The following is an 18512-nucleotide window of genomic DNA, read 5'->3' as shown; positions in this document are numbered from 1 at the left end:
CAGGCCGTGGCCGCTTCCCACGGCGGCCTGGATCAACCGACCGCAGATCCAAACGACCACGAAGGAGGTGTGGCGACCGGGAGCCTAATTCACAAAGGAACTTGTCTCAGAGGTGTTGACACGTTCCGATCGCCTTGGTCGGCCGGAAGGCTGCCAGGACCCTCACTGTCATCGCGCGGCTGGCCCCCAGCCACCCGGCGGATCGCTGCAATCAGGTCCCCACCGCACTTCTGCTTGACGACGAAGGCCGCTGCCCCGGCATCCTGGGCGCGCCGGCGGGTATTGGGGTCGTCGTGAACCGTCAGCATCACAACCCGGGTGCCGGGCGCTGCCTCCCGTAGAGAGGCCGCCGCCTCGATGCCATCCATGCCGGGCATGCCGACGTCCATGACCACCGCATCGGGCGCCAGGTCGGCGGCCACGTTCAGCGCGGACGGTCCGTCTGCGGCCTCGCCGACAACGGCGATATCCGGCTCCAGCGCAAGCCGCATCCGCAGCCCTTGCCGGACCCCTTGCTGGTCATCCACTACGAGAAGTCGTATCATGGCTACATCATTGACGCACACTCCCGGTGCCCGCGCGTCAGACTCCGAGAGTGGGCTCCTGTGGTACCTTGAGCGGAGGTACGCGTCCGCCCGGTGGACGATGCGTGAGGGCGGCTTTGGACAGGAGGGGCCCGCGATGCCGATCCGAATCCTGATTGCCGATGACCACAGCGTTGTCAGACAGGGCCTTCGGATGTTCCTGGGGCTCGACTCCGATCTTCAAGTGGTGGGAGAAGCCACGGACGGTGCTGAGGCAGTCCGGCTGGCCAGAGAGTTACGGCCGGACGTCGTGCTGATGGACCTCCTCATGCCGGTCATGGATGGAATCGCTGCCACGGAAGCGATCCGCAAAGAACTGCCCGACGTCGAGGTCATGGCTCTCACCAGCGTCCTCGAGGACGCCAGCGTCGTGGCCGCGGTGCGGGCCGGCGCGATCGGATACATGCTGAAGAATACCGAGGCCGATGAGTTGATCCGGGCCATCAAGGCGGCCGCTGAAGGTAGGGTTCAGCTCTCCCCGGAGGCGGCCGCGCGGCTGATGCGCGAGGTACGGGCACCCCAGAGCCCTGAGGCGCTCACCGAGCGGGAGACAGATGTGCTGCGGTTGATGGCCCAGGGACAGGCGAACAAGCAGATCGCCCGGGCCCTGCGCATCGGGGAGAAGACCGTGAAGACGCACGTGAGCAACATCCTAGCGAAGCTCGGAGTGCAGAGCCGCACGCAGGCGGCGCTCTTCGCCGTCCGGATCGGGCTGGTTTCCCTGGATCATCTGGGTGGGGAGACGTGACCGATCGCCTGGCCGCGCTATTCGGCGCGGCCATGGACGGAATCGTTGTTGCTGACGCTGCGCGCCGGTGCCTCTACGCCAACCCGGCGGTCTGCCAGACGATCGGTTGCGGCCCCGCGCACATGTTGGGCCGCGACGTGCTGATGCTCTTCCCCACGCCCGTCCGCTCCGATATCCAGGAGGCCATCGCGGCAGCGTTCGTGGGGCAGGCGCGCCGTCTGATCGCACCGGTATTGCGCACGGACGGCGAGGAGTACCAGATCGAATGCACCGTGTGTCCCATGTCCCTCGACGGGCAGGGGTTGGCGGCCGTCTTCCTGCGCGACGAGACCGAAACTCAACGCCTGGCCCGGAAGGCGGAGGCCATGGCGCAGATCGTCTCCAGCATGGCGCTGGCCGGATCCCTGGAGGCCACGCTGGACGCGCTCGCACGCACGGTTGTACAGGCAACCGGTGGCATGGCCTGCGGCGTTGTCCTCATGGACGAGGATCTCCAGGGAGTTCGCGTGACGGGAGCCTACGGGCTCTCGCCCCAGCACATCGCCGGAATGCGCGCCGCGGTTCGTGCCGGGGCTCCTCCGCCGGGCCAGCAAGCGGTGCAGGAGAAGCAGCCGGTGGTGCGGCTCAACGCCCGCAACGAGATGCTGGCCGACCCGCGCTACGCCCCTGTTCACGACGCCGCGCGCGGGGCGGCATGGGATGCCATCGTCTCCGTGCCGCTGCGGTACTGGGGGCGCGTGATAGGAGCGCTGAGCATGTTCTATCCCAGCGGCCGGATCCCCGGACAATCGGAGGTGGACTTCCTGACCGCCATCGCGGACCAGGCAGCGGTCGCCGCCGAGAATGCCCGCCTGTTCGTAGAGGCCCGCGACAAGGCCGCGCTGGAGGAGCGGCAACGGCTGGCCCGTGAACTGCACGACTCTGTGTCTCAGGCGCTCTATGGAATCGCCCTGGGTGCCCGCACGGCCCAGACATGGCTGGAGCGCGATCCGGCCAGGGCGACTGAGCCGGTCGGCTACGTGCTGTCGCTCGCCGAGGCCGGCCTGGCAGAGATGCGCGCGCTGATCTTCGAGTTGCGCCCCGAGGCGCTCGAGGCAGAAGGGCTGGTGGCGATTCTGAACAGACAGGTGGAGGCCATTCGTGCCCGGCATGGACTCGATGCCCGTGCCGACTTGCCCGAGGAGCCCGACGCTCCCCTCGAAGTCAAGGAAGCGATCTACAGGATCGCCCAGGAAGGGCTCCACAACATCGTCAAGCACGCGAAGGCCACCCGGGTGGATCTCCGGCTCAGCCGCGACAACGGGGGGTTCTGGGTGGAGTTGACCGACAATGGCCAGGGATTCGACTCGGAAGGGACATTCCCCGGACACCTCGGCCTGCGGTCAATGCGCGAGCGAGCCGAGCAACTGGGCGGTTCCCTGGAGATCTCCAGCGCTCCGGGGGATGGAACGCGCATCCGCGTCCGCATCCCTCTCGGGGGCCCCTCATAGACCCCGTCTGCCGATTATCGTATGCGTGGCTGTATAGCGTCCGCGGTGGTAGTATGCGGAAGAGGTGACGCAGCCATGGAGATCTTTCGACCCGAGGACGTCCCGGCCGAAGAGCCCGAGAGCCTACCCGGGGTCAAGATCCGGTGGGTCATTGACAAGAAGCGCGGTGCAGAGAACTTCGCCATGCGCGTCTTCGAGGTCGCGCCCGGCGCGGAGACGCCGCTGCACGACCACTGGTACGAGCAGGAGATGTACCTACTCGACGGACGCGGCGTGATGGTAGGCGAGCAGGGCGAGTGGACGCTGGAACCCGGCATGGTGATGTGGGTTCCGCCCCACGAGCGGCATCAGATCAAGAATACCGGCGCGGAGCCGCTCAAGTTCATCTGCTGCGTTCCTCAGAAGAAGCCGAACCCGCAGGCCCCGTAGAAAGCGCCGTAGCAGCCGCCTTGGCGCGTTCCAGGGCCTCCACGGCCGCGCGCACTTCCACCGCGGCCGAACGCCACGCACCGTACCGCACCCGCTCATACGCCGCGGTGAGCAGCTCCACCTCGGCGGCGGATTCGGGTAGCACCCCGCGCAGCCGCGGCTCGTGCTCGCGCGGCGTCGCCCAGGCATGGCGCGGCGCTCCCAGATCTGCGCCGAGGCCGAGCAGCTCTCGATAGATCCGCCGGATCGCACCAACGGCCGGAACGGCCGACCCGTCGCCATCTTCCTGCCGGCGCCCGAGCCGCGGCAGCCAGCCGGCCAGCCCGCGCAGCATTTCACGCACCGACCATACCGACTCGTGATCGTCCTCGTCGGGTCTGCGCTCGCGCCGCCGCCGTAGCACGACGGCCAGGGCCATGCCGGCGACCAGGATCGCGATCACGACCAGCACCATGCCCCACCGCGCGCCAGAGACCACCTGAGGGTGCATCTCGAACTCGCGCAGGCGGCGGAGCAGGTCGTCGAAGACCGTGGGGGCCGGGCCGATATCAGGCATCTCGCGGCGCGGCAGGCGCGAGAGGATCGCGATGAGCACCCTCACGACAAGGCCCGCCACCACGAACAGGACCACGAACAGCGCCTCTACCACGGGTATCAGCGGCCGGAGCACCACCCCGACGTACTTGAAAACATCGGCCGTGGCCATCCCGGCCATCATGCCTGCGGCCAGCACTATCAGGCCAACGACACCAGTAATCAGCAACACCCAGGCCCTCGTGGGAATCTGGCTGCGCTCGGCCGGCCGGCTCTGCTCCCAGATCGCGGCCAATCGCGCCAGCGCCAACGCCGAGAGCCCCAGGAAGAAGAACGCCAGCATCGTCGGCGGCATCTCGGGCCCGGCGGCCGCGAATCCGCGCGCGTCGGCATAGACCACGGCGGCCGCAAGATAGACGACGACCATTCCTACGCCGGTCTTGTACGCCTCCTCGATCTCCATGGCCCCAACATGACGCGCGCCCAGCACGAGCCCGCGCCACCAGAGGCACGCGGCGGCGAGCGCGGCGGCCACCGGTTTGGAAACTTCCGGCAGGACGTCGTGTGCGGCCTGGAGCAGGGTTGCCACCCAGGTGGGATGCCACACCGGAAGGTGGGCATAGTACTGCCCGTGTACGGCGGCCAACCCCAGAACGACTCCGATGCCGACCAGCAGGATACGCGCATGCCGTAGCGAATCGCCGGCCCCTGCATGCCACGGGAATCCGGGGCGCTCCAGTATCTGCCGTACGGCCACCTCCGCGCCCACCAGCAGCAGGAAAGCCCACCCCGCTGACAGTATGGGGCCGGTCGCGCCGTAGAAGCCTCCACCGACCAGGACGAGCCACGGGTAGAGCCAGCAGAATTCCATGACCGCGCGCGCGACGGGCAGCAGCAGGCCCACGCCCTCCCAAAACCCGTCGCGACGGCGGGGCGCATCATGTTCCCCGCGCACGCCAGGAGCTGGGAAGCCCTCAGACGAGCCGGATCTCGTCCATCGCACGCCAGCCCGCCTCCCCTCTCACGCGATGCGTGGGAATGCCGAGTCGCGGATCGGCCGCCCGATCGCCGATGAGCACCAAAACCGGGCTGTGACCCGCCTCCTGGAGCCGGGCGATGCCTGCCAGCAGCGGTGGATCCACAACGGCGGTAACGATGATCGCGGTCGTGCCCCACGGGAGTGCCCCTGCCTCGAGCGCCATCAGGTCGCCCAGCGGCATAACGGGCGTGGAAAACACCTTGGCCAGCGCTTCCAGGATCGCCGTAAGGTGCACCGCGCCTAGCGCCGGCGCCAGCCGCACGCGCCGTAGCCGATCGGGCAGGTATCCGTTTGCGTGCAGCCCAACTGGGATCCCCTGCTCCTCGGCCCAGGCCGCGAGCGACGCCGCGACCATGATGTTGAGCTCCAGCAGCGGGCGGATGAAGCCCCGGTACTCGGCGTACTCGCCCAGGGTGTCCATGTTGAGGAGGATCACCAACCTATGGGTTGTGGTGGACTCGTACTGCCGCGTCTGCAGGCGCCCGATGCGGGCGGTGGCCTTCCAGTGGACGCGGCGCACGGGATCGGTAGTCTGGTAGCCCCGCACCCCGATGGTGCGGGTCGGGTCCTCAAGCAGCGGGCGCGGCGCGCGGTGGTCGCCGATCGGATGAAGCGCGGGAATCCCCAAAGCCTCCAGCGGTACTATCTTGGGATAGACGATCAGGTGGTCGGCCCCCTCCAGGGTGCGGCCCTGCGAGGTGAGCCCGAACAGATCGCCCGAGCGCAGCCGCGCCGGTCCCAGCGGGAAGTACCCGCGGGCCATGCACATGATCGTGACGCGCCGGCGCACGCGCTCGTACCACCGCAGCGAGAACAGGTGCACCAGGTGCTGGCGGCGCTGGCGTAGGCTGGGGATGATGCGGCCGCGCCTGGGCACGACCTCTTCCGGCAGTTCGTCCGTGACCTCGAGCCAGGCGAGTGGGAGCGGCTTGCGGTTGGTGACCTCCAGCGTAAGGGTGATCTCTTCGCCGTGGAATGCTCTTCTAGGTACGAACGATCGGCGGAACGCCACGCTGTGGAGACAGTACCGGTGCGACAGGTAGGAAGTCCCGGCGCCCAGCAGGACGACCAGACCTACCAGGAACGGCCCTCCGCTGTGCGCGGCCAAGCCCAGGATGAGCAGCAGGCTCCCTACGATCAGCCATCCCTGCGAGAACATCTCTGCCTGTCCGCGGCGGGCGCCGTGCCGCTACCGCCCTGCCGCTACGGCCGTGCGTCGCGCTCCACCGGCGCCGGCACGCTTCGCAGCACCTCGTTTGTGATCTCACGCGCGGTCCGGTCACGCAATCGCGCGCCGCTGCCAAGTATCAACCGGTGTGCCAGAACCAGCGGCGCCATGGCCTTCACGTCGTCGGGCAGCACGAACTCCCGGCCCCGGATCGCCGCCAGTGCCTGCGAGGTATGATGGAGCCCCTGGCTGCCGCGCGGGCTCATTCCCAGCTCGACCTCGGGATGCACCCGCGTCGCCCTGGCGATGGCGACGATGTAGGCCTCCACCGCCGGGCTGACGTGCACGCCGCGGACCGCCTCCGCCATTGCCAGCACGGCGTCGGGAGCCGTCACCGGCTCAAGATCTTCCAGTGGCCCGCCGGTGCTGTATCGCCGCAGGATCTCCTGCTCGTCCTCTGCCGACGGGTAGCCCAGTGCCAGGCGCAGCAAGAACCTGTCGAGCTGCGCCTCGGGAAGCGGGAACGTGCCCTGGAGTTCCACCGGATTCTGGGTGGCCAGCACCATGAACGGCCGTGGCAGCGCCCGCGTCTGCCCCTCGACCGTGACCTGACGCTCCTCCATGCTCTCCAGCAGCGCCGACTGGGTTCGAGGAGTAGCTCGGTTGATCTCGTCGGCCAGCACGATCTGGGCGAAGATCGGGCCCGGCCGGAACTCGAAGGCCGCCGTCCTCTGGTTGAAGAACTCCAGGCCGGTGATATCCGAAGGCAGCAGGTCTGGGGTGCACTGGACGCGCCGGAACGAGCATCCCAGCGAGCGGGCCAGGGCCTTGGCCAGCATGGTCTTGCCGATGCCCGGGACGTCCTCGATGAGGACGTGCCCCTCGCAGAGCACCGCGACCAGGGCCTGCTCGATGACGTCGGGCTTACCGACGATCACCCGCTCGATGTTGGCGCGTACGCGGCGCGCCAGCGTCGCGACCGAGGCGATCCCCACAGCGTCAAGCACGTCCATGGGGCGGCCTTCGGCACGGCAGGGGGTGGCCCCTCCTGCAGGATGATTTGGGCGGCGGACGTCGAACAGCAGACCGGAGGCGACGATGAACCGCGAGTATCACCACTGGATCAGCCCAACCCTGGGCCGGACTATGGAGACGCTGGTCTTCGGCCATTCCGGTGCGCCGGTACTGGTCTTCCCTACCACAATGGGTCGGTTCTACCAGTACGAGGACTTCGGAATGGTAGCGGCGCTGGAGTCAAAGATGGATGCCGGCCTGATCCAGCTCTTCTGTCCGGACAGCGTGGACGCGGAGTCGTGGTACAACCGGGCGGTACCGCCGCGCCAGAGGATACTCCGGCACATGGACTACGAGCGGTACATCCTGGGCGAATACCTGCCGTTCATCCGCAAGCGCAACCCCGGACCGTTGCTGGTCACCGGCACCTCGTTCGGCGCCTACCACGCCGTCAACCTGGCGTTTCGCCACCCCTCCCTGGTCACGAAGCTGGTTGCGCTGTCCGGCCGGTACGACATCAAGGGGTTCCTCGACGGATACATTGACGATGACGTCTACTACAACTGCCCGCTGGACTTCCTCCCGAACCTGACCGACGAGACCTACCTGCGCCCGATGCGGCGCATGCAGATAGTGCTGCTCTCCGGAGAGCACGACATCGCTCTGGCTTCCACCCGCGCCCTTTCCGAAACGCTCAGCCAGAAGGGCGTGGAACACCAAATGGCCACATGGTGGGAACGCACGCACGACTGGCCGCTCTGGCGGGAGGCGATCCCGCACTACCTGTAGCAGCAGGAGCCCCGCGCATGAACCAGACGCGCAAGATCGGTTTGCTGGTCGGTCACGAGGAGTCTTTCCCTGCCGCGCTGATCGAGCACATCAACCGGCGCGGCGCCGACGGGGTGACCGCGGAGTTGTGCTGCCTGGGCGGAACGCGCCTGGACGATCCACGGCAGTACGCGGTCGTCATTGACCGGATCTCTCACGAGGCCCCCTACTACCGCACCTACCTCAAGTACGCGGCGCTGGCCGGCACTGCGATCATAAACAACCCCTTCTGGTGGTCGGCCTCTGAGAAGTTCTTCGGGGCCGCGCTGCTGGCGCGCCTGGGGATCGCGGTGCCGCGGACCGTGGTGCTGCCCAACAAGTCCTACGCCCAGGATGTGGCGCCGGAGTCGCTGCGAAATCTACAATACCCGATCCCCTGGGAGCAGATCGTCGAGTACGTGGGCTTTCCGGCGGTGCTGAAGCCCAACACCGCCGGAGGGTTCAAACAGGTCTTCAAGGTGCACTCCCTCGAGGAACTGTGGCGCTGCTACGATCAGAGCGGCCTCCAGACGATGATCCTGCAGGAGTACGTTGAGTTTGACCACTATGTCCGGTGCATCTGCATTGGCCGGCGCGAGATCATGCCCATCCGGTGGGATCCGCGCCTCTACTGGACAGAGCGGTACATAGTGGACCACCAGCACCTCACCCCGGAACTGGGCGCACGGGTGGTGCGCGACGCGCGCCTGATCTGCGAGGTCCTGGGCCTGGACATGAATACCGTCGAGTTCGCGATACGGGACAACGTGCCCTATGCGATAGACTTCGTGAACCCCGCTCCGGACTTCGAGCGCTCCCGCATCCGGGACATCTACTTTGAGTGGGTTGTCGAGAAGATGGCCGATCTGGCGATTGCCTACGCGCGGGGGGCGGAGAGGCCGCCGGGGCGGTTGCGATGGGATCGGTTCCTCCGCGAGGCCGGAATCGAGGAGTGATGCGGCCGCCGCGGCGCACGGCGCCGCCACTCCCGGCGGGGCTGGCGCGGCGCACGGCGGTGGCGCTCCTGGCGGCGCTGGCGCGGCGCACGGCGGTGGCGCTCCTGGCGGCGCTGGCCCTTCTGGCGGCGCCGTCGCTGCATGCCACCGGCCTCGCAACTCCCGGCACCACAGCCACGGCCGCGGCGCCGGCGGGTTCTGTCCATCCCTGGACACGCGCGCTCGAGACCTTCCCCATCTACGGTCGTACCGTGAGCCCCGAGGCCCTGCGTGCCGGCACGATCGAGGAAGTTGTCTTCATCCGCGCGGAGGTGGCGAAGCTCTCGTTTGTCAACCAGGGATTGACCGGTGTCGCGATCGCGGTCAACGGCCATGAGCTGCCGTTGGAGGACAGGCCTGGAGCGGCCCTTGACCTTAGCGGCCTGGTCCGCTGGGGACCGAATCGAATCCGCATCGCGGCGCGGGCTCCGCCCGGCGCCTCGGCCACCATCGGCATCGAGATCCCCCGGTTCATCCGCGCGACATTCTTCCACATGAACGATATCCACGGCGCCCTGGATGGCCTGGCCGCGCAGGCCGCGGAGGTGAATCGGGTTCGCGCGCACAACCCGAACACCTACTTCGTTATCGCAGGGGACATCTTCTCGGGCAACCCGGTGGCCGACCTGACCGCAGGCAGGTCGGTAATCGAGGCGCTCAACGCGATGGGCGTCACCGCGCTGACCACGGGCAACCACGAGTTAGATCACGGGCCTGCCGAGACCCAGTCGCGAAGAAGCGCATCGGCCTTCCCCTGGCTGGGCGCCAACATCCGGGTCGTCAACCGGACAGCAACTCCCATAGCGCCCTTCGACCCCTACGCGATACTGGCAACCGACCTGGGGCAGCGCGTCGCTCTCTTCGGCGTCACCGAGACCCCGCCGTCCACGCGCCGACAGAACGTCGTCGGCCTTGAGTTCCTCGATCCGGTGGCCGTAGCGCGCGTCATGGCCGCGCAACTGCGGCAGCAGGCAGACCTGGTGGTGGCCCTCACGCATCTAGGCGTGGACGTGGACCGCGAGGTCGCCCGGGCCGCCGGCGACCTCGACCTCATCATTGGCGGGCACTCCCACACAGTGCTGCGCGTCCCGGCGGTCGAGAACGGGGTGCCGATTGTGCAGGCCGGCGCCAACGGCCTGTTCCTGGGACGGGCCGATCTGGTCCGTGATCTGGCAGTGCGGCGTAGCAGCGTGGCAGCCGGGCTGTTGGAGACGAGATCACTGCGGGGGGAAGACGCGGCCGTGCGCGCAATCGTGGAGAGATGGAACGCGCATCTGGCCGCGGAGCTCGACCGGAGAGTGGGTCACGCTCTGGCCCCGCTCGTCCGCGACGACCGTACCACCCGTGATGTCGGCATGGGGAACCTGATCGCCGACGCGACCCGGGCCGCCTTCGACCGCGCCGACATCGGCATGACCAACAGCGGCGGCATCCGCGCCTCGATCCCATCCGGGCCGATAACACTGCGCAGTCTGTATGCCGTGATGCCCTTCGCCAACTACCTCCTGCTCTTCGAGATCACGGGCGAGCAACTGCGCGAGAGCGTGCGCGCCTCGTACTCGCGGCGCAACCAGGTGGATCTCCAGGTGTCGGGGATGACCATCCGGTACCTGGTGGACGCGGAGCGCCGGCTGCTCGACGCCGAGATATCCGTGGCAGGCCGACCGCTGGATCCATCCCGGAGGTATCGGGTGGCAGTCAACGACTACATGGGCACCGGCGGAGGAGGGTATGCCTTCCCTGCCTTCGGCCCGCCTGTTGATACTTCATCCGGCACCGATGTCCTGGAGCTGGCGGCGTTTATCGAGAAGACGCTGCGGGGCGTGGTCAACTATCCCGCGTCTGAGGGCCGGATACGGATCGAGGTCAGGCGGTAGGTCGCAGGGTGCTCAACCGGCGACGGCGGAGTGGGGCGTGCGGCCACAGCGGCTGACGGTCCTGGTCAACGACGCTCCTGTGGTCTTGTGGCAGGGCGCTCACGTGAAGGACGCCCTGGTCAGCGCCGCGGGCGGTCGCCGTCTGGTAAGGCAGGTCGAGGCCGGCACGCACGTGGTCGTGGATGAGACCGTCGGTGCCGAGGTGGACCTGGGCGGCGCACTCTACGCCGGGCAGCGGCTACGCGTAGAGGCCCGCCGGTAGCATTTGCCCCGGCGCAGTAGATCGGTCTTGCCTACCCTGAGGGCGGCGGTGACGGCGGGTTCAAGCCGCTCACAGGAACCACCCGCGGCCTGTACCCGATCAAGTCCGCCACATCCGCGGTTGCCCTCCTGGCGTTGCCTGCGGCGGCATCGCCCGGGGCTGCCTTGCCCGAGTAGTAGAGCGACATGACCAGTCCCTTGAGCCCTATCTCGATCATCCGAAGGGTCGCGCCCAGAGACCCTGGCAGGCGCCGGCCGGCCCGTGCCAGGGCCAGGATGAACCGGATGCCGGACGTCGGCTTGATGGAGAGGATCCGCAGCAGCAGCCGGATATCGGCGACGTCCTCCGGGGGCATGTAGCGGAGCAGGTCGTCCGCGTAGCGGACGCACCCCGTGGCCGAGAATGCCGGCAGCGGCCCGCAGGCAGGGGCCACGATGTCCCCAACCCTCTCCAGGGCCCGTACCTCCCGCGGCGTCAGGATCGGCGTTGGGGTCCCGGAGGGCGCCTCCGCAGGCGGTGTGCGCGCAGGATCGGAGGTCATTCGATCACCCCTTTGAGGATCTCCTGGCTCGCCCTTTGGCCAAGCGCCATGATCGTCAGCGCAGGGTTGATCCCTGGCGCGGCCGGGAAGATGCTCGAGTCGGCGGCGTAGATGTAGGGAAAGCCGTGCAGGCTGAATCCTCCACCGACCGCAGACCGCTGCGCGTCCTGGCCGATCGCCAGCCCTCCCATCAGGTGCAGCCCGAAGCTCATAGGGCAGTGCAGGATGGTCCGGGCGCCTGCGCTCTCGAGGATCTCCCTGACCGCGAGCAGCCCTGCCTTTCCGCGACGGACGTCTTCGCCCTCCAGGCGCTTTGCTATCCGGAGCCGCCCCCTGGCATCCACGCTGATCCTGCCCGGAACCGTGTCCTGCACGGCCACCTCTACCGAAGCCAGGTGCCGGTATCGAAGCATGAACGCCTGCAGGCGTGCGCCGTATCCCGGATAGAGCATGGCCACCGAGGTCGGCGGGGCGAATACGTTCTCCAGCTTGAACCCCGCCTTCCTGAACCGCGGGTCGTCGGACTTGCAGGCCTGGAAGGCACCCTTGTAGGCGTCCACCGGCTCGTCGAACTCGGCAAAGGTCATCAACTGGGGGTGGCAGTAGAATCCCCTGCCCAGATGCGGCAGGCGCTTCTCGAATCCAGAGCGCAGCAGCAGACGCGCGTTGCCCAGCGCGCCGGATGCGAGGACAACCCTGGGGGCGCGGATCTCCTGGGCTTGGCCGTGGTGGGTGCCGTACATCCGCACACCATCGCTGCCTGGCTCCAGGCGCTCGACCTGAAACCCTGGCCGCACCGTAAGCCCCAGCGCCTGCGCCCAGCGTATGAACGTAACCAGGGTGCTCTGCTTGGAGCCGCGCCGGCATCCATTCAGGCAGGCGATGCAGTCGTTCCCCTCTTCTATCGCGCAGTCGGTCTCTCCGCGGCGCAGCGGTGCCCACCGGTATCCTCGCTTCTCGCAGCCGTCCACGAACAGGCGGGAGTTGCGGTTGTGGTGGGACGCGGGGACCTCCCTGATGCTGAGGCGGCCCTCGACCTCCGCGTAGTGCGGGGCCATCTCCTCCCCGGACAGGAACCCGACCCCGGATGCCTCCTTCCAGGCCGACCACGCGTACTCGTCAAAACGGTCGAGCAGGCACTGGTTGACGACCGAGGTGCCTCCCAGGCAGCGGGCCCGCAGAAACGCCATCTCCGCCGTGGTGCTCAGCTCGAGCCCGCCCCCCCAGAACAGCCGTGCAGAGCCGTCCATGTCGTTGTCGGGAAAGGTATCGGCGGTGTAGACATCGCCAGCTTCCAGAAGCAGACAACGCATGCCCCCGGCGGTCAGGTAGTATGCAATGACACCCCCGGAGGTCCCGGAGCCGACGATGATGCAGTCAAACTGGCCGCTCATGCGCGGAACGCCGGAACGCGGGCCGCCACCCAGCGGGCGCCGATCGCGGCAAACGGCAGGACGATGAGCAGCGGGGCAGGGGTAAGCGGCCAGAACGCGCCGGTCTGCAGCACGTCGAGATAGTACTTGAAGCCAATGGCCAAATCGGGCAGGTACCAGGCGAAGCCGACGTCGTAGAGGAAGTAGAAGATCCCGATCTGGAACACCAGCCACCAGGCAACCATGAACGCCATGGTGACCGCGTTGACCGCGGCCGCCAGGGGTCTCACGCGGCGACTCAGCGCGCCTACGAGGATAGCAGCAATGAGCAGCGCGATCATCGCATCTACGGTGCGCTCAGTGAAGAACCTCATTATCTGCTCCTCGGTGTTGAAGGCGCTCAACGACCATTTGTAGCCGCGGCCGAAATACAGGCCCTGATAGATCAGCGTGTATGCAATCGTGCCGGCAAGTGGCGCGCGCCAGTCCCAACGGTTTCTGACCACGAAGGCCATGTAGGCAGCGAACGGTAGCATCACAAGCAGCGCAATGGGCAACCGCACCAGCCGTTCATGTGTCAGGCGCGCGGCTTTGGCTGAGGAGGCCTGCTTCCAGGTGGCCTCAATGTCCGACATCGCGGCCCTGTATGCACCCTCGTCCTGGCCTGCGGCGAGGGCCTCTCTTGCCTGGTCCAGGTTTCGGTGGACGAACGGGGCCGCGCCGATCACCTGCGCGTACTGGGCGTAGCGGTCGCGCAACTGCGCCGCGGCATCCAGGGCGCGTCGGGCGCGCAGGCCCTCTGGCAGGTCGAGCATGTCGAACAACGGCCGGCCCTGGTTGTGCGCCGGGATGCTCGTCCCCAGGAGCACGGCCACGGTGGGGGCCACGTCCGCCTGGGTCGCTTCCGCGTACCGGCCCGGCCGGACGCCGGCTCCAGCGGCCAGAAGCGGCACGGTGAGCACCTCGCTCTCCCAGCCGCCGTGCCCGCCGCGGTCCAGCATGCCGTGATCACCGGTGACCAGGATGGTGGTGTTGCGCAGGTCGAGCGCGGATACCAGGCGGCCGATGCGCGCGCCAATCGTGGCAATGGCGTCCGCGTACTCCCGGCTGGCCGCGCCACGGGCGTGCCCTGCGTTATCTGGCTCGGCCAGGTGAACGAGCAACAGGTCCGGCTTCTTCTCGGCCAGGACGCGTAGCGCCGCCGCCTCTATCTGGTCGTCCTGCCTGCGCACGCCCTGCAGATCGGAGTACGGGTCGCTCGGCCCGTCGATCCCCAGGTTGACGTCAACCCCGCGGGCGTAGAGTTGCGGCCACCCTGAACCAGAGCCGACGATTGCCGTGGTCAGCCCCTTGCGCCTGGCCGCTTCGAAAATCGTGTCCACCGGGATGGCGCCCTTGTAGAAGTTGGTCGTGACCTCACTCTGCTCTTGCCATGCACCGGTGCCGATAACCGTCCAGGACGGATACGAGAGCGAGGGTTGACCGGTGCGCGCGGTACGGTCTGCTCCTGCCTCGCGCAATCTGTTGAGGGTAGGCAGGGTCCTCGATGCGTCGGCGCGCAGGGCGTCCACCACGACCACGACCACCCGACGGGAGACCGCGTCGCCCTCCCCTCCAGGCGCAATGGCGCTCAGGTACGGACTCCGGTACTTGGCGACGGCGTCCCAGGAGTAGAGGGTGAGCCGCGGCGCGCCGATGCGCGCCCACGCGAGCAGGACGATCGGAACGAGCAACAGGTGTGCAATCTCTCTTCGCACGGTCGCCTCCTCCTACGTAATCACAACGGACACAGGCCGTATCCCCGGTAGGTGGGGGCCCGCTGCTCGATGCGGTCTCCGCGGACGAACAGGTACTCGTTGAAGTGCTCCGCGGGCTCGCCTGCCTTGGCGTGCCGGAAGAAGACGGGGTCGCCCGGATCCAGCGTCTCACCCGGCGGGAGGCGCAGAGGGGTCTGCACCTCCCCGGCGCCCTCGAAGGCCAGGAGCTTCATTCCGGCGGGCAGGGCAGGCAGGGGCAGCCGATCGCGGCCGGCCTCGCCCGAGGCGATGTAGCCGCCGCCGTGGCAGGTAACGATCCGCAGATCGGACCGGCGCACAACTTGCAGGGCGAAGAAGAGCGCCGGAACCAGATCGAGCCGCGGATAATAGTCGAACAGGTGGCCGGTCAGGAAGCCCGATCCTACCGTGACCTCTGTCACGGCGGCCTCTGTCACGGTCGAAAAGAGACTCCCGGTACCGCCCCCGTTGAAGAGCTCGATCCGTATCCCCCGGTCGGCGAGCAGGCCGGCGATGCGCGATCGCGCTTCAGCCACCCGCGGCACGGACAGCCGCTTGATCAGCCGCCTGGCGGGATTGAGCAGGGGCGAGTGCGGGTTGGCCTCACCCACACCCGCGATCTGGCCCTCGTAGCCCATCACACCCTTCAACGACAGGTTGGGAAAGGCCAGCACGCGCGCCGCCACTCCAACGACCGCCTCCGGAGTGCGCAGCGGGCTGCGCCGCACACCGAGGTGCAGCATCCCTCCCAGTGGCCGATACGAGAGATCCGCCTCTACCACGACCGGGATGGTACTCCGCGCCCCTTGGGCGGCGCGGTCGGCCCGCTCCAGGTGCTCCACGCAATCCACGACGACCGCTGCCCTGGGCCGTTCGCGGTTGATCGCAGCCAGGATCCGCATGTCAGAATCCTGGACCGTGGGATAGGCCACCAGGAGATCATCGAAGCCCTGCTCAAGCAGGAACGCGGCCTCTTCCACGGCGTAGGCCATCAGGCCGCGGATCGTGCCCTGGCCGCGATCCAGGATGTAGCGGATCAGTGCCGGACAGCGGACGGACTTGGTTGCCAGCCGGAGCGTCTTACCGGCCTTGTGGACCGGCATAACCAGCGTCTCTATGTTGCGGTCCACCGCGTCCATGTCCACCAGCGCCAGCGGCAGTCGCTCGCCGTGGATTGCCCGGGAGTATCTCTGGTAGAGACCGGCGTCAGGCGTGGGCACGGGTTTCCACGGGCTACCAGTTTCCCGTCTCCCGGCGGTTCTCCTCTCGGTGGCGCGTTGTGTTGCACCGCTGTGCGGCCGCATTGGCCGGGGCCGACCCGACAGCCCTTTTCTCCGTGGGCCTCGCGCCGCAGAATAGGAGGGGGAAAGGAGGACGACCATCGTGCGGGTTTCGTGGAGAAGCGAGGGGCTGAGTCTCGCGCTAATCGCGGCCATGCTGGTGCTGGCAGGCCTGACCTGGGGCGCAGCACCGGAGCGGCTGCCGGTTCACTGGGACATCAATGGGACGCCGGACCGGTTCGGCGGCAAGGCAGAGGGGCTCCTTGCCATCCCGGCTGCCGCCGTGGGCATCTACGTCCTGATGCTCGTCCTGCCGCGCTTCGATCCACGGCGCGGGCACTACGCGCTCTTTGCCGGTGTCTACAACCTCATCCGGACGCTACTGGTCGCGTTTCTGTTCGCCCTGTACCTGGTAGTCGTGCTCTGGGCGCGTGGGATCCCGGTCCGCGTGGAGAGGATCACGCCCCTGCTGGTCGGCGCGCTGTTTATCGTGCTGGGAAACTACATGGGCAAACTGCGCTCGACCTGGTTCGTTGGAATCCGCACTCCGTGGACGCTCTCCAGCGAGGAGTCATGGAACAAGACCCACCGGCTGGGAGGAAAGGTGTTCATCCTGGTCGGCGCGGCGTCAATCCTGGCAGGCCTCCTGCGCTCGGAGTACGCGGTGTGGGCCATGATCGCGCTCCTGGTGGGCGGAGTGTCTGTGCTGACGGTCTGCTCGTACATCTGGTGGAAGCACGACCCGGACCGGCAGGTAATCCCGTGACAGGGAGGGGACTGCCATGCGCGAGGCCAGGATGTGGATCGGCGGCGAGTGGTCCGAGAGCGGGGCCTGGGCACAGGGTCAGGACCCCTGCACAGGCGAGGATGCCTATCGGTACGCGGTAGCCGGGCCGAACGAAGTCAGGCAGGCCGTGGCCGCAGCACGCCGCGCGCAACCGGCCTGGGCGGAGAGCCCCTGGTCCACCCGGCGTGGCGTGCTGCGGCGCGCCCTGCACCTGATGGTGGATCGCATTGACGAGATATCGGACACCATCCTGCTGGAGACCGGCAAGCCCCCATGCGAGTCTGTCGGCGGCGCGGAGATCCCAACCGGGCTTGAGTGCCTGGCCTACTACGCGGCGGAGACAGAGCGGGTGCTGCGCCCGCGCGCGATCCGGACGCGCTTCCGGCCTTACTTCTTCGGCAAGTCCGGCCGCGTGTACCGGAAGCCCCTGGGTGTGATCGGAGCCATTACGCCGTGGAACCTGCCCTTCTCGCTTGCCATGGGCGCCATCGTGCCTGCGCTGGCGGCCGGGAACGCGGTGGTCGTCAAACCGTCGGAACATGCCCCCCTGACTGCCCTGGAGATCGCGCGCGCCTTCGCAGATGCTGGCCTACCCGCTGGGCTGCTCAACGTGGTCCCCGGCGGCCCGGCGACCGGGGCCGCGCTCGTGGCTTCACAGACCGATCGTATCGTGTTCATCGGCAGCGTAGCCACCGGGGCTTCGGTTGCGCGCGCCCTGGCGGATGCGTGCAGGAGGCCCCCGCTGCTCGAGTTGGGTGGCAAGGACGCCATGGTTGTCTGCGTGGATGCGGACGTGGCCTACGCGGCGCAGGGCGCGGTGTGGAACGCCTTCAGCAACACCGGACAGTTCTGCTGCTCGGTGGAACGGGTCTACGTCGCCCGCGATGTAGCCGGAGCCTTCGTGGATCGGGCGCTGCAGGCCACCGCCCGCCTGACCGAACTGGCCGGGTTCGTCGAGCACGCCGGCCGCCTGCACGCTCCGGCCACGCACTGGGCCTTTGGACCGCTGATCAGTGAGTCGGCCCGGCAAAGGGTGCACCGCCACGTTACCGACGCGGTCGAGCGCGGGGCCCGGCTGCTGGCCGGCGGCCGCATCCCCGAGGGGCCGGGCTTCTGGTACCCGCCGACCGTCCTGGCCGACGTGACCGATGAGATGCTCGTAATGCGCGAGGAGACCTTTGGACCGGTCCTGCCCGTGGTAGCCGTGGCCGATGAGGAGGAGGCGGTCACCCGTTCCAACGCGTCGCCCCGCGCGTTGACCGGCAGCGTGTGGACGCGGGACCTGAAGCGCGGGCGGCGGCTGGCAGACCAGATGCGCGCATGCCTTGCCATGGTGAACGATCACGCCTCGGCCTACGCGATGCTGGATTGCCCGTGGGGCGGAAGCGGCTCCAGCGGGTGGGGCCGGCTGCACGGACCCGACGCCCTGTGCGAGGTGACCGAGGCGTGCGCGCGCGTGGTGGACCGGGTTCCGACGTCTAAGGTTTGGTGGTACCCGTACACGCGGCCGGCCTACGAGTACTTCCGCCGGGGAAGCGAGCTGCTCTTCGCCGGACGGCTGCGCCAGCGTCTGGGCGCCGCCGGACCGGTCGTCCGCGCGCTCCTGGCCGGCAGGCGCCAGCCGGGCCTGGGCGGCTAGGCACGCAGGAGTTCGGCCCGTGGGTCCGTAAGGATTTCATAGAGAGAGGAGGATGGCCATGGGTATGAAAGGCGCATCAAGGTGTCCGGGGTGCAAGAGCACGCACCTCGAGTACCAAGGTGTGGACGAAACAGGCAGTCAGAAGTGGCGCTGCCGCAACTGCGGTACTC

The 18512-nt window shown here is 67.9% G+C and carries 16 protein-coding genes and 2 pseudogenes; 10 read left to right on the top strand and 8 right to left on the bottom strand.

Annotated elements, in window-relative coordinates:
* Positions 1-89: 89 nt before the first annotated feature.
* Positions 90-545: a response regulator transcription factor gene (locus tag FJX73_07010; GenBank protein ID MBM3470526.1), complete on the bottom strand. Its 456-nt coding sequence runs from the start codon at positions 543-545 to the stop codon at positions 90-92.
* A gap of 136 nt (positions 546-681) precedes the next feature.
* Between FJX73_07010 and FJX73_07005 the strand changes: the two genes are divergently transcribed.
* The 3 genes from FJX73_07005 to FJX73_06995 are packed head-to-tail and all read left to right on the top strand — an operon-like array spanning position 682 to position 3251.
* Positions 682-1332, top strand: coding sequence for a response regulator transcription factor (locus FJX73_07005; GenBank protein MBM3470525.1), 651 nt, complete (start codon positions 682-684; stop codon positions 1330-1332).
* The gene (locus FJX73_07000; protein MBM3470524.1) at positions 1329-2822 is read left to right on the top strand and encodes a GAF domain-containing protein; all 1494 of its coding nucleotides are present in this window, start codon (positions 1329-1331) and stop codon (positions 2820-2822) included. The genes FJX73_07005 and FJX73_07000 overlap by 4 nt, the downstream gene beginning before the upstream one ends.
* A 21-nt stretch (positions 2823-2843) precedes the next feature.
* Entirely contained in the window at positions 2844-3251 is a 408-nt protein-coding gene (locus FJX73_06995) for a cupin domain-containing protein (protein MBM3470523.1), read from the top strand.
* Here FJX73_06995 and FJX73_06990 read toward each other — a convergent pair.
* The 3 genes from FJX73_06990 to FJX73_06980 form a co-directional block, all read right to left on the bottom strand.
* On the bottom strand, positions 3205-4689 hold the full coding sequence (locus tag FJX73_06990; GenBank protein ID MBM3470522.1) for a DUF4129 domain-containing protein: 1485 nt from the start codon (positions 4687-4689) through the stop codon (positions 3205-3207). The genes FJX73_06995 and FJX73_06990 overlap by 47 nt on opposite strands.
* 70 nt (positions 4690-4759) lie before the next feature.
* Positions 4760-5983: a DUF58 domain-containing protein gene (locus FJX73_06985; GenBank protein MBM3470521.1), complete on the bottom strand. Its 1224-nt coding sequence runs from the start codon at positions 5981-5983 to the stop codon at positions 4760-4762.
* Positions 5984-6027: 44 nt separating this feature from the next.
* Entirely contained in the window at positions 6028-7005 is a 978-nt protein-coding gene (locus FJX73_06980) for a MoxR family ATPase (protein MBM3470520.1), read from the bottom strand.
* Positions 7006-7090: 85 nt separating this feature from the next.
* Between FJX73_06980 and FJX73_06975 the strand changes: the two genes are divergently transcribed.
* The 5 genes and pseudogenes from FJX73_06975 to FJX73_06955 all read left to right on the top strand — a co-directional run bounded on the left by FJX73_06975 (position 7091) and on the right by FJX73_06955 (position 10947).
* Positions 7091-7795: an esterase gene (locus FJX73_06975; GenBank protein ID MBM3470519.1), complete on the top strand. Its 705-nt coding sequence runs from the start codon at positions 7091-7093 to the stop codon at positions 7793-7795.
* A 17-nt stretch (positions 7796-7812) separates the two neighbouring features.
* Positions 7813-8688: pseudogene (locus FJX73_06970) on the top strand (hypothetical protein).
* Between the two features lie 115 nt (positions 8689-8803).
* Positions 8804-8908: pseudogene (locus FJX73_06965) on the top strand (peptidoglycan-binding protein).
* Positions 8909-9080: 172 nt separating this feature from the next.
* Positions 9081-10685, top strand: coding sequence for a bifunctional metallophosphatase/5'-nucleotidase (locus tag FJX73_06960; protein ID MBM3470518.1), 1605 nt, complete (start codon positions 9081-9083; stop codon positions 10683-10685).
* A gap of 37 nt (positions 10686-10722) precedes the next feature.
* Entirely contained in the window at positions 10723-10947 is a 225-nt protein-coding gene (locus FJX73_06955; protein ID MBM3470517.1) for a hypothetical protein, read from the top strand.
* Positions 10948-10978: 31 nt separating this feature from the next.
* On the opposite strand, the gene FJX73_06950 is transcribed toward FJX73_06955, so the two are convergent.
* The 4 genes from FJX73_06950 to FJX73_06935 are packed head-to-tail and all read right to left on the bottom strand — an operon-like array spanning position 10979 to position 16072.
* Complete coding sequence (locus tag FJX73_06950) at positions 10979-11488, bottom strand: hypothetical protein (protein ID MBM3470516.1); 510 nt, start codon at positions 11486-11488, stop codon at positions 10979-10981.
* A complete protein-coding gene (locus FJX73_06945) occupies positions 11485-12882 on the bottom strand; it encodes a GMC family oxidoreductase (GenBank protein ID MBM3470515.1) in 1398 nt (465 codons plus the stop codon). Before FJX73_06945 ends, FJX73_06950 begins: the two co-directional genes overlap by 4 nt.
* On the bottom strand, positions 12879-14618 hold the full coding sequence (locus tag FJX73_06940) for a hypothetical protein (GenBank protein MBM3470514.1): 1740 nt from the start codon (positions 14616-14618) through the stop codon (positions 12879-12881). Before FJX73_06940 ends, FJX73_06945 begins: the two co-directional genes overlap by 4 nt.
* 20 nt (positions 14619-14638) lie before the next feature.
* Complete coding sequence (locus FJX73_06935) at positions 14639-16072, bottom strand: amino acid deaminase/aldolase (protein MBM3470513.1); 1434 nt, start codon at positions 16070-16072, stop codon at positions 14639-14641.
* Here FJX73_06935 and FJX73_06930 point away from each other — a divergent pair.
* Both FJX73_06930 and FJX73_06925 read left to right on the top strand, forming a co-directional pair.
* On the top strand, positions 16020-16682 hold the full coding sequence (locus FJX73_06930) for an SdpI family protein (protein ID MBM3470512.1): 663 nt from the start codon (positions 16020-16022) through the stop codon (positions 16680-16682). The genes FJX73_06935 and FJX73_06930 overlap by 53 nt on opposite strands.
* Before the next feature lie 16 nt (positions 16683-16698).
* The gene (locus FJX73_06925) at positions 16699-18342 is read left to right on the top strand and encodes an aldehyde dehydrogenase family protein (GenBank protein MBM3470511.1); all 1644 of its coding nucleotides are present in this window, start codon (positions 16699-16701) and stop codon (positions 18340-18342) included.
* Positions 18343-18512 lie beyond the last annotated feature (170 nt).

The sequence above is a fragment of the Armatimonadota bacterium genome (assembly GCA_016869025.1).
GTDB lineage: Bacteria > Sysuimicrobiota > Sysuimicrobiia > Sysuimicrobiales > Humicultoraceae > VGFA01.
The sequence above is the reverse complement of the archived record's forward strand: the minus strand, read 5'-3'. Positions and strand labels throughout refer to the sequence as shown.

Excerpts from the sequence above, each read along its gene's own strand:
- FJX73_07010 (MBM3470526.1), bottom strand. The coding sequence starts at position 545 with ATGATACGACTTCTCGTAGTGGATGACCAGCAAGGGGTCCGGCAAGGG.
- FJX73_07005 (MBM3470525.1), top strand. The coding sequence starts at position 682 with ATGCCGATCCGAATCCTGATTGCCGATGACCACAGCGTTGTCAGACAG.
- FJX73_06995 (MBM3470523.1), top strand. The coding sequence starts at position 2,844 with ATGCGTGGCTGTATAGCGTCCGCGGTGGTAGTATGCGGAAGAGGTGAC.
- FJX73_06985 (MBM3470521.1), bottom strand. The coding sequence starts at position 5,983 with ATGTTCTCGCAGGGATGGCTGATCGTAGGGAGCCTGCTGCTCATCCTG.
- FJX73_06980 (MBM3470520.1), bottom strand. The coding sequence starts at position 7,005 with ATGGACGTGCTTGACGCTGTGGGGATCGCCTCGGTCGCGACGCTGGCG.
- FJX73_06975 (MBM3470519.1), top strand. The coding sequence starts at position 7,091 with ATGAACCGCGAGTATCACCACTGGATCAGCCCAACCCTGGGCCGGACT.
- FJX73_06950 (MBM3470516.1), bottom strand. The coding sequence starts at position 11,488 with ATGACCTCCGATCCTGCGCGCACACCGCCTGCGGAGGCGCCCTCCGGG.
- FJX73_06945 (MBM3470515.1), bottom strand. The coding sequence starts at position 12,882 with ATGAGCGGCCAGTTTGACTGCATCATCGTCGGCTCCGGGACCTCCGGG.
- FJX73_06935 (MBM3470513.1), bottom strand. The coding sequence starts at position 16,072 with ATGGCCGCGATTAGCGCGAGACTCAGCCCCTCGCTTCTCCACGAAACC.
- FJX73_06925 (MBM3470511.1), top strand. The coding sequence starts at position 16,699 with ATGCGCGAGGCCAGGATGTGGATCGGCGGCGAGTGGTCCGAGAGCGGG.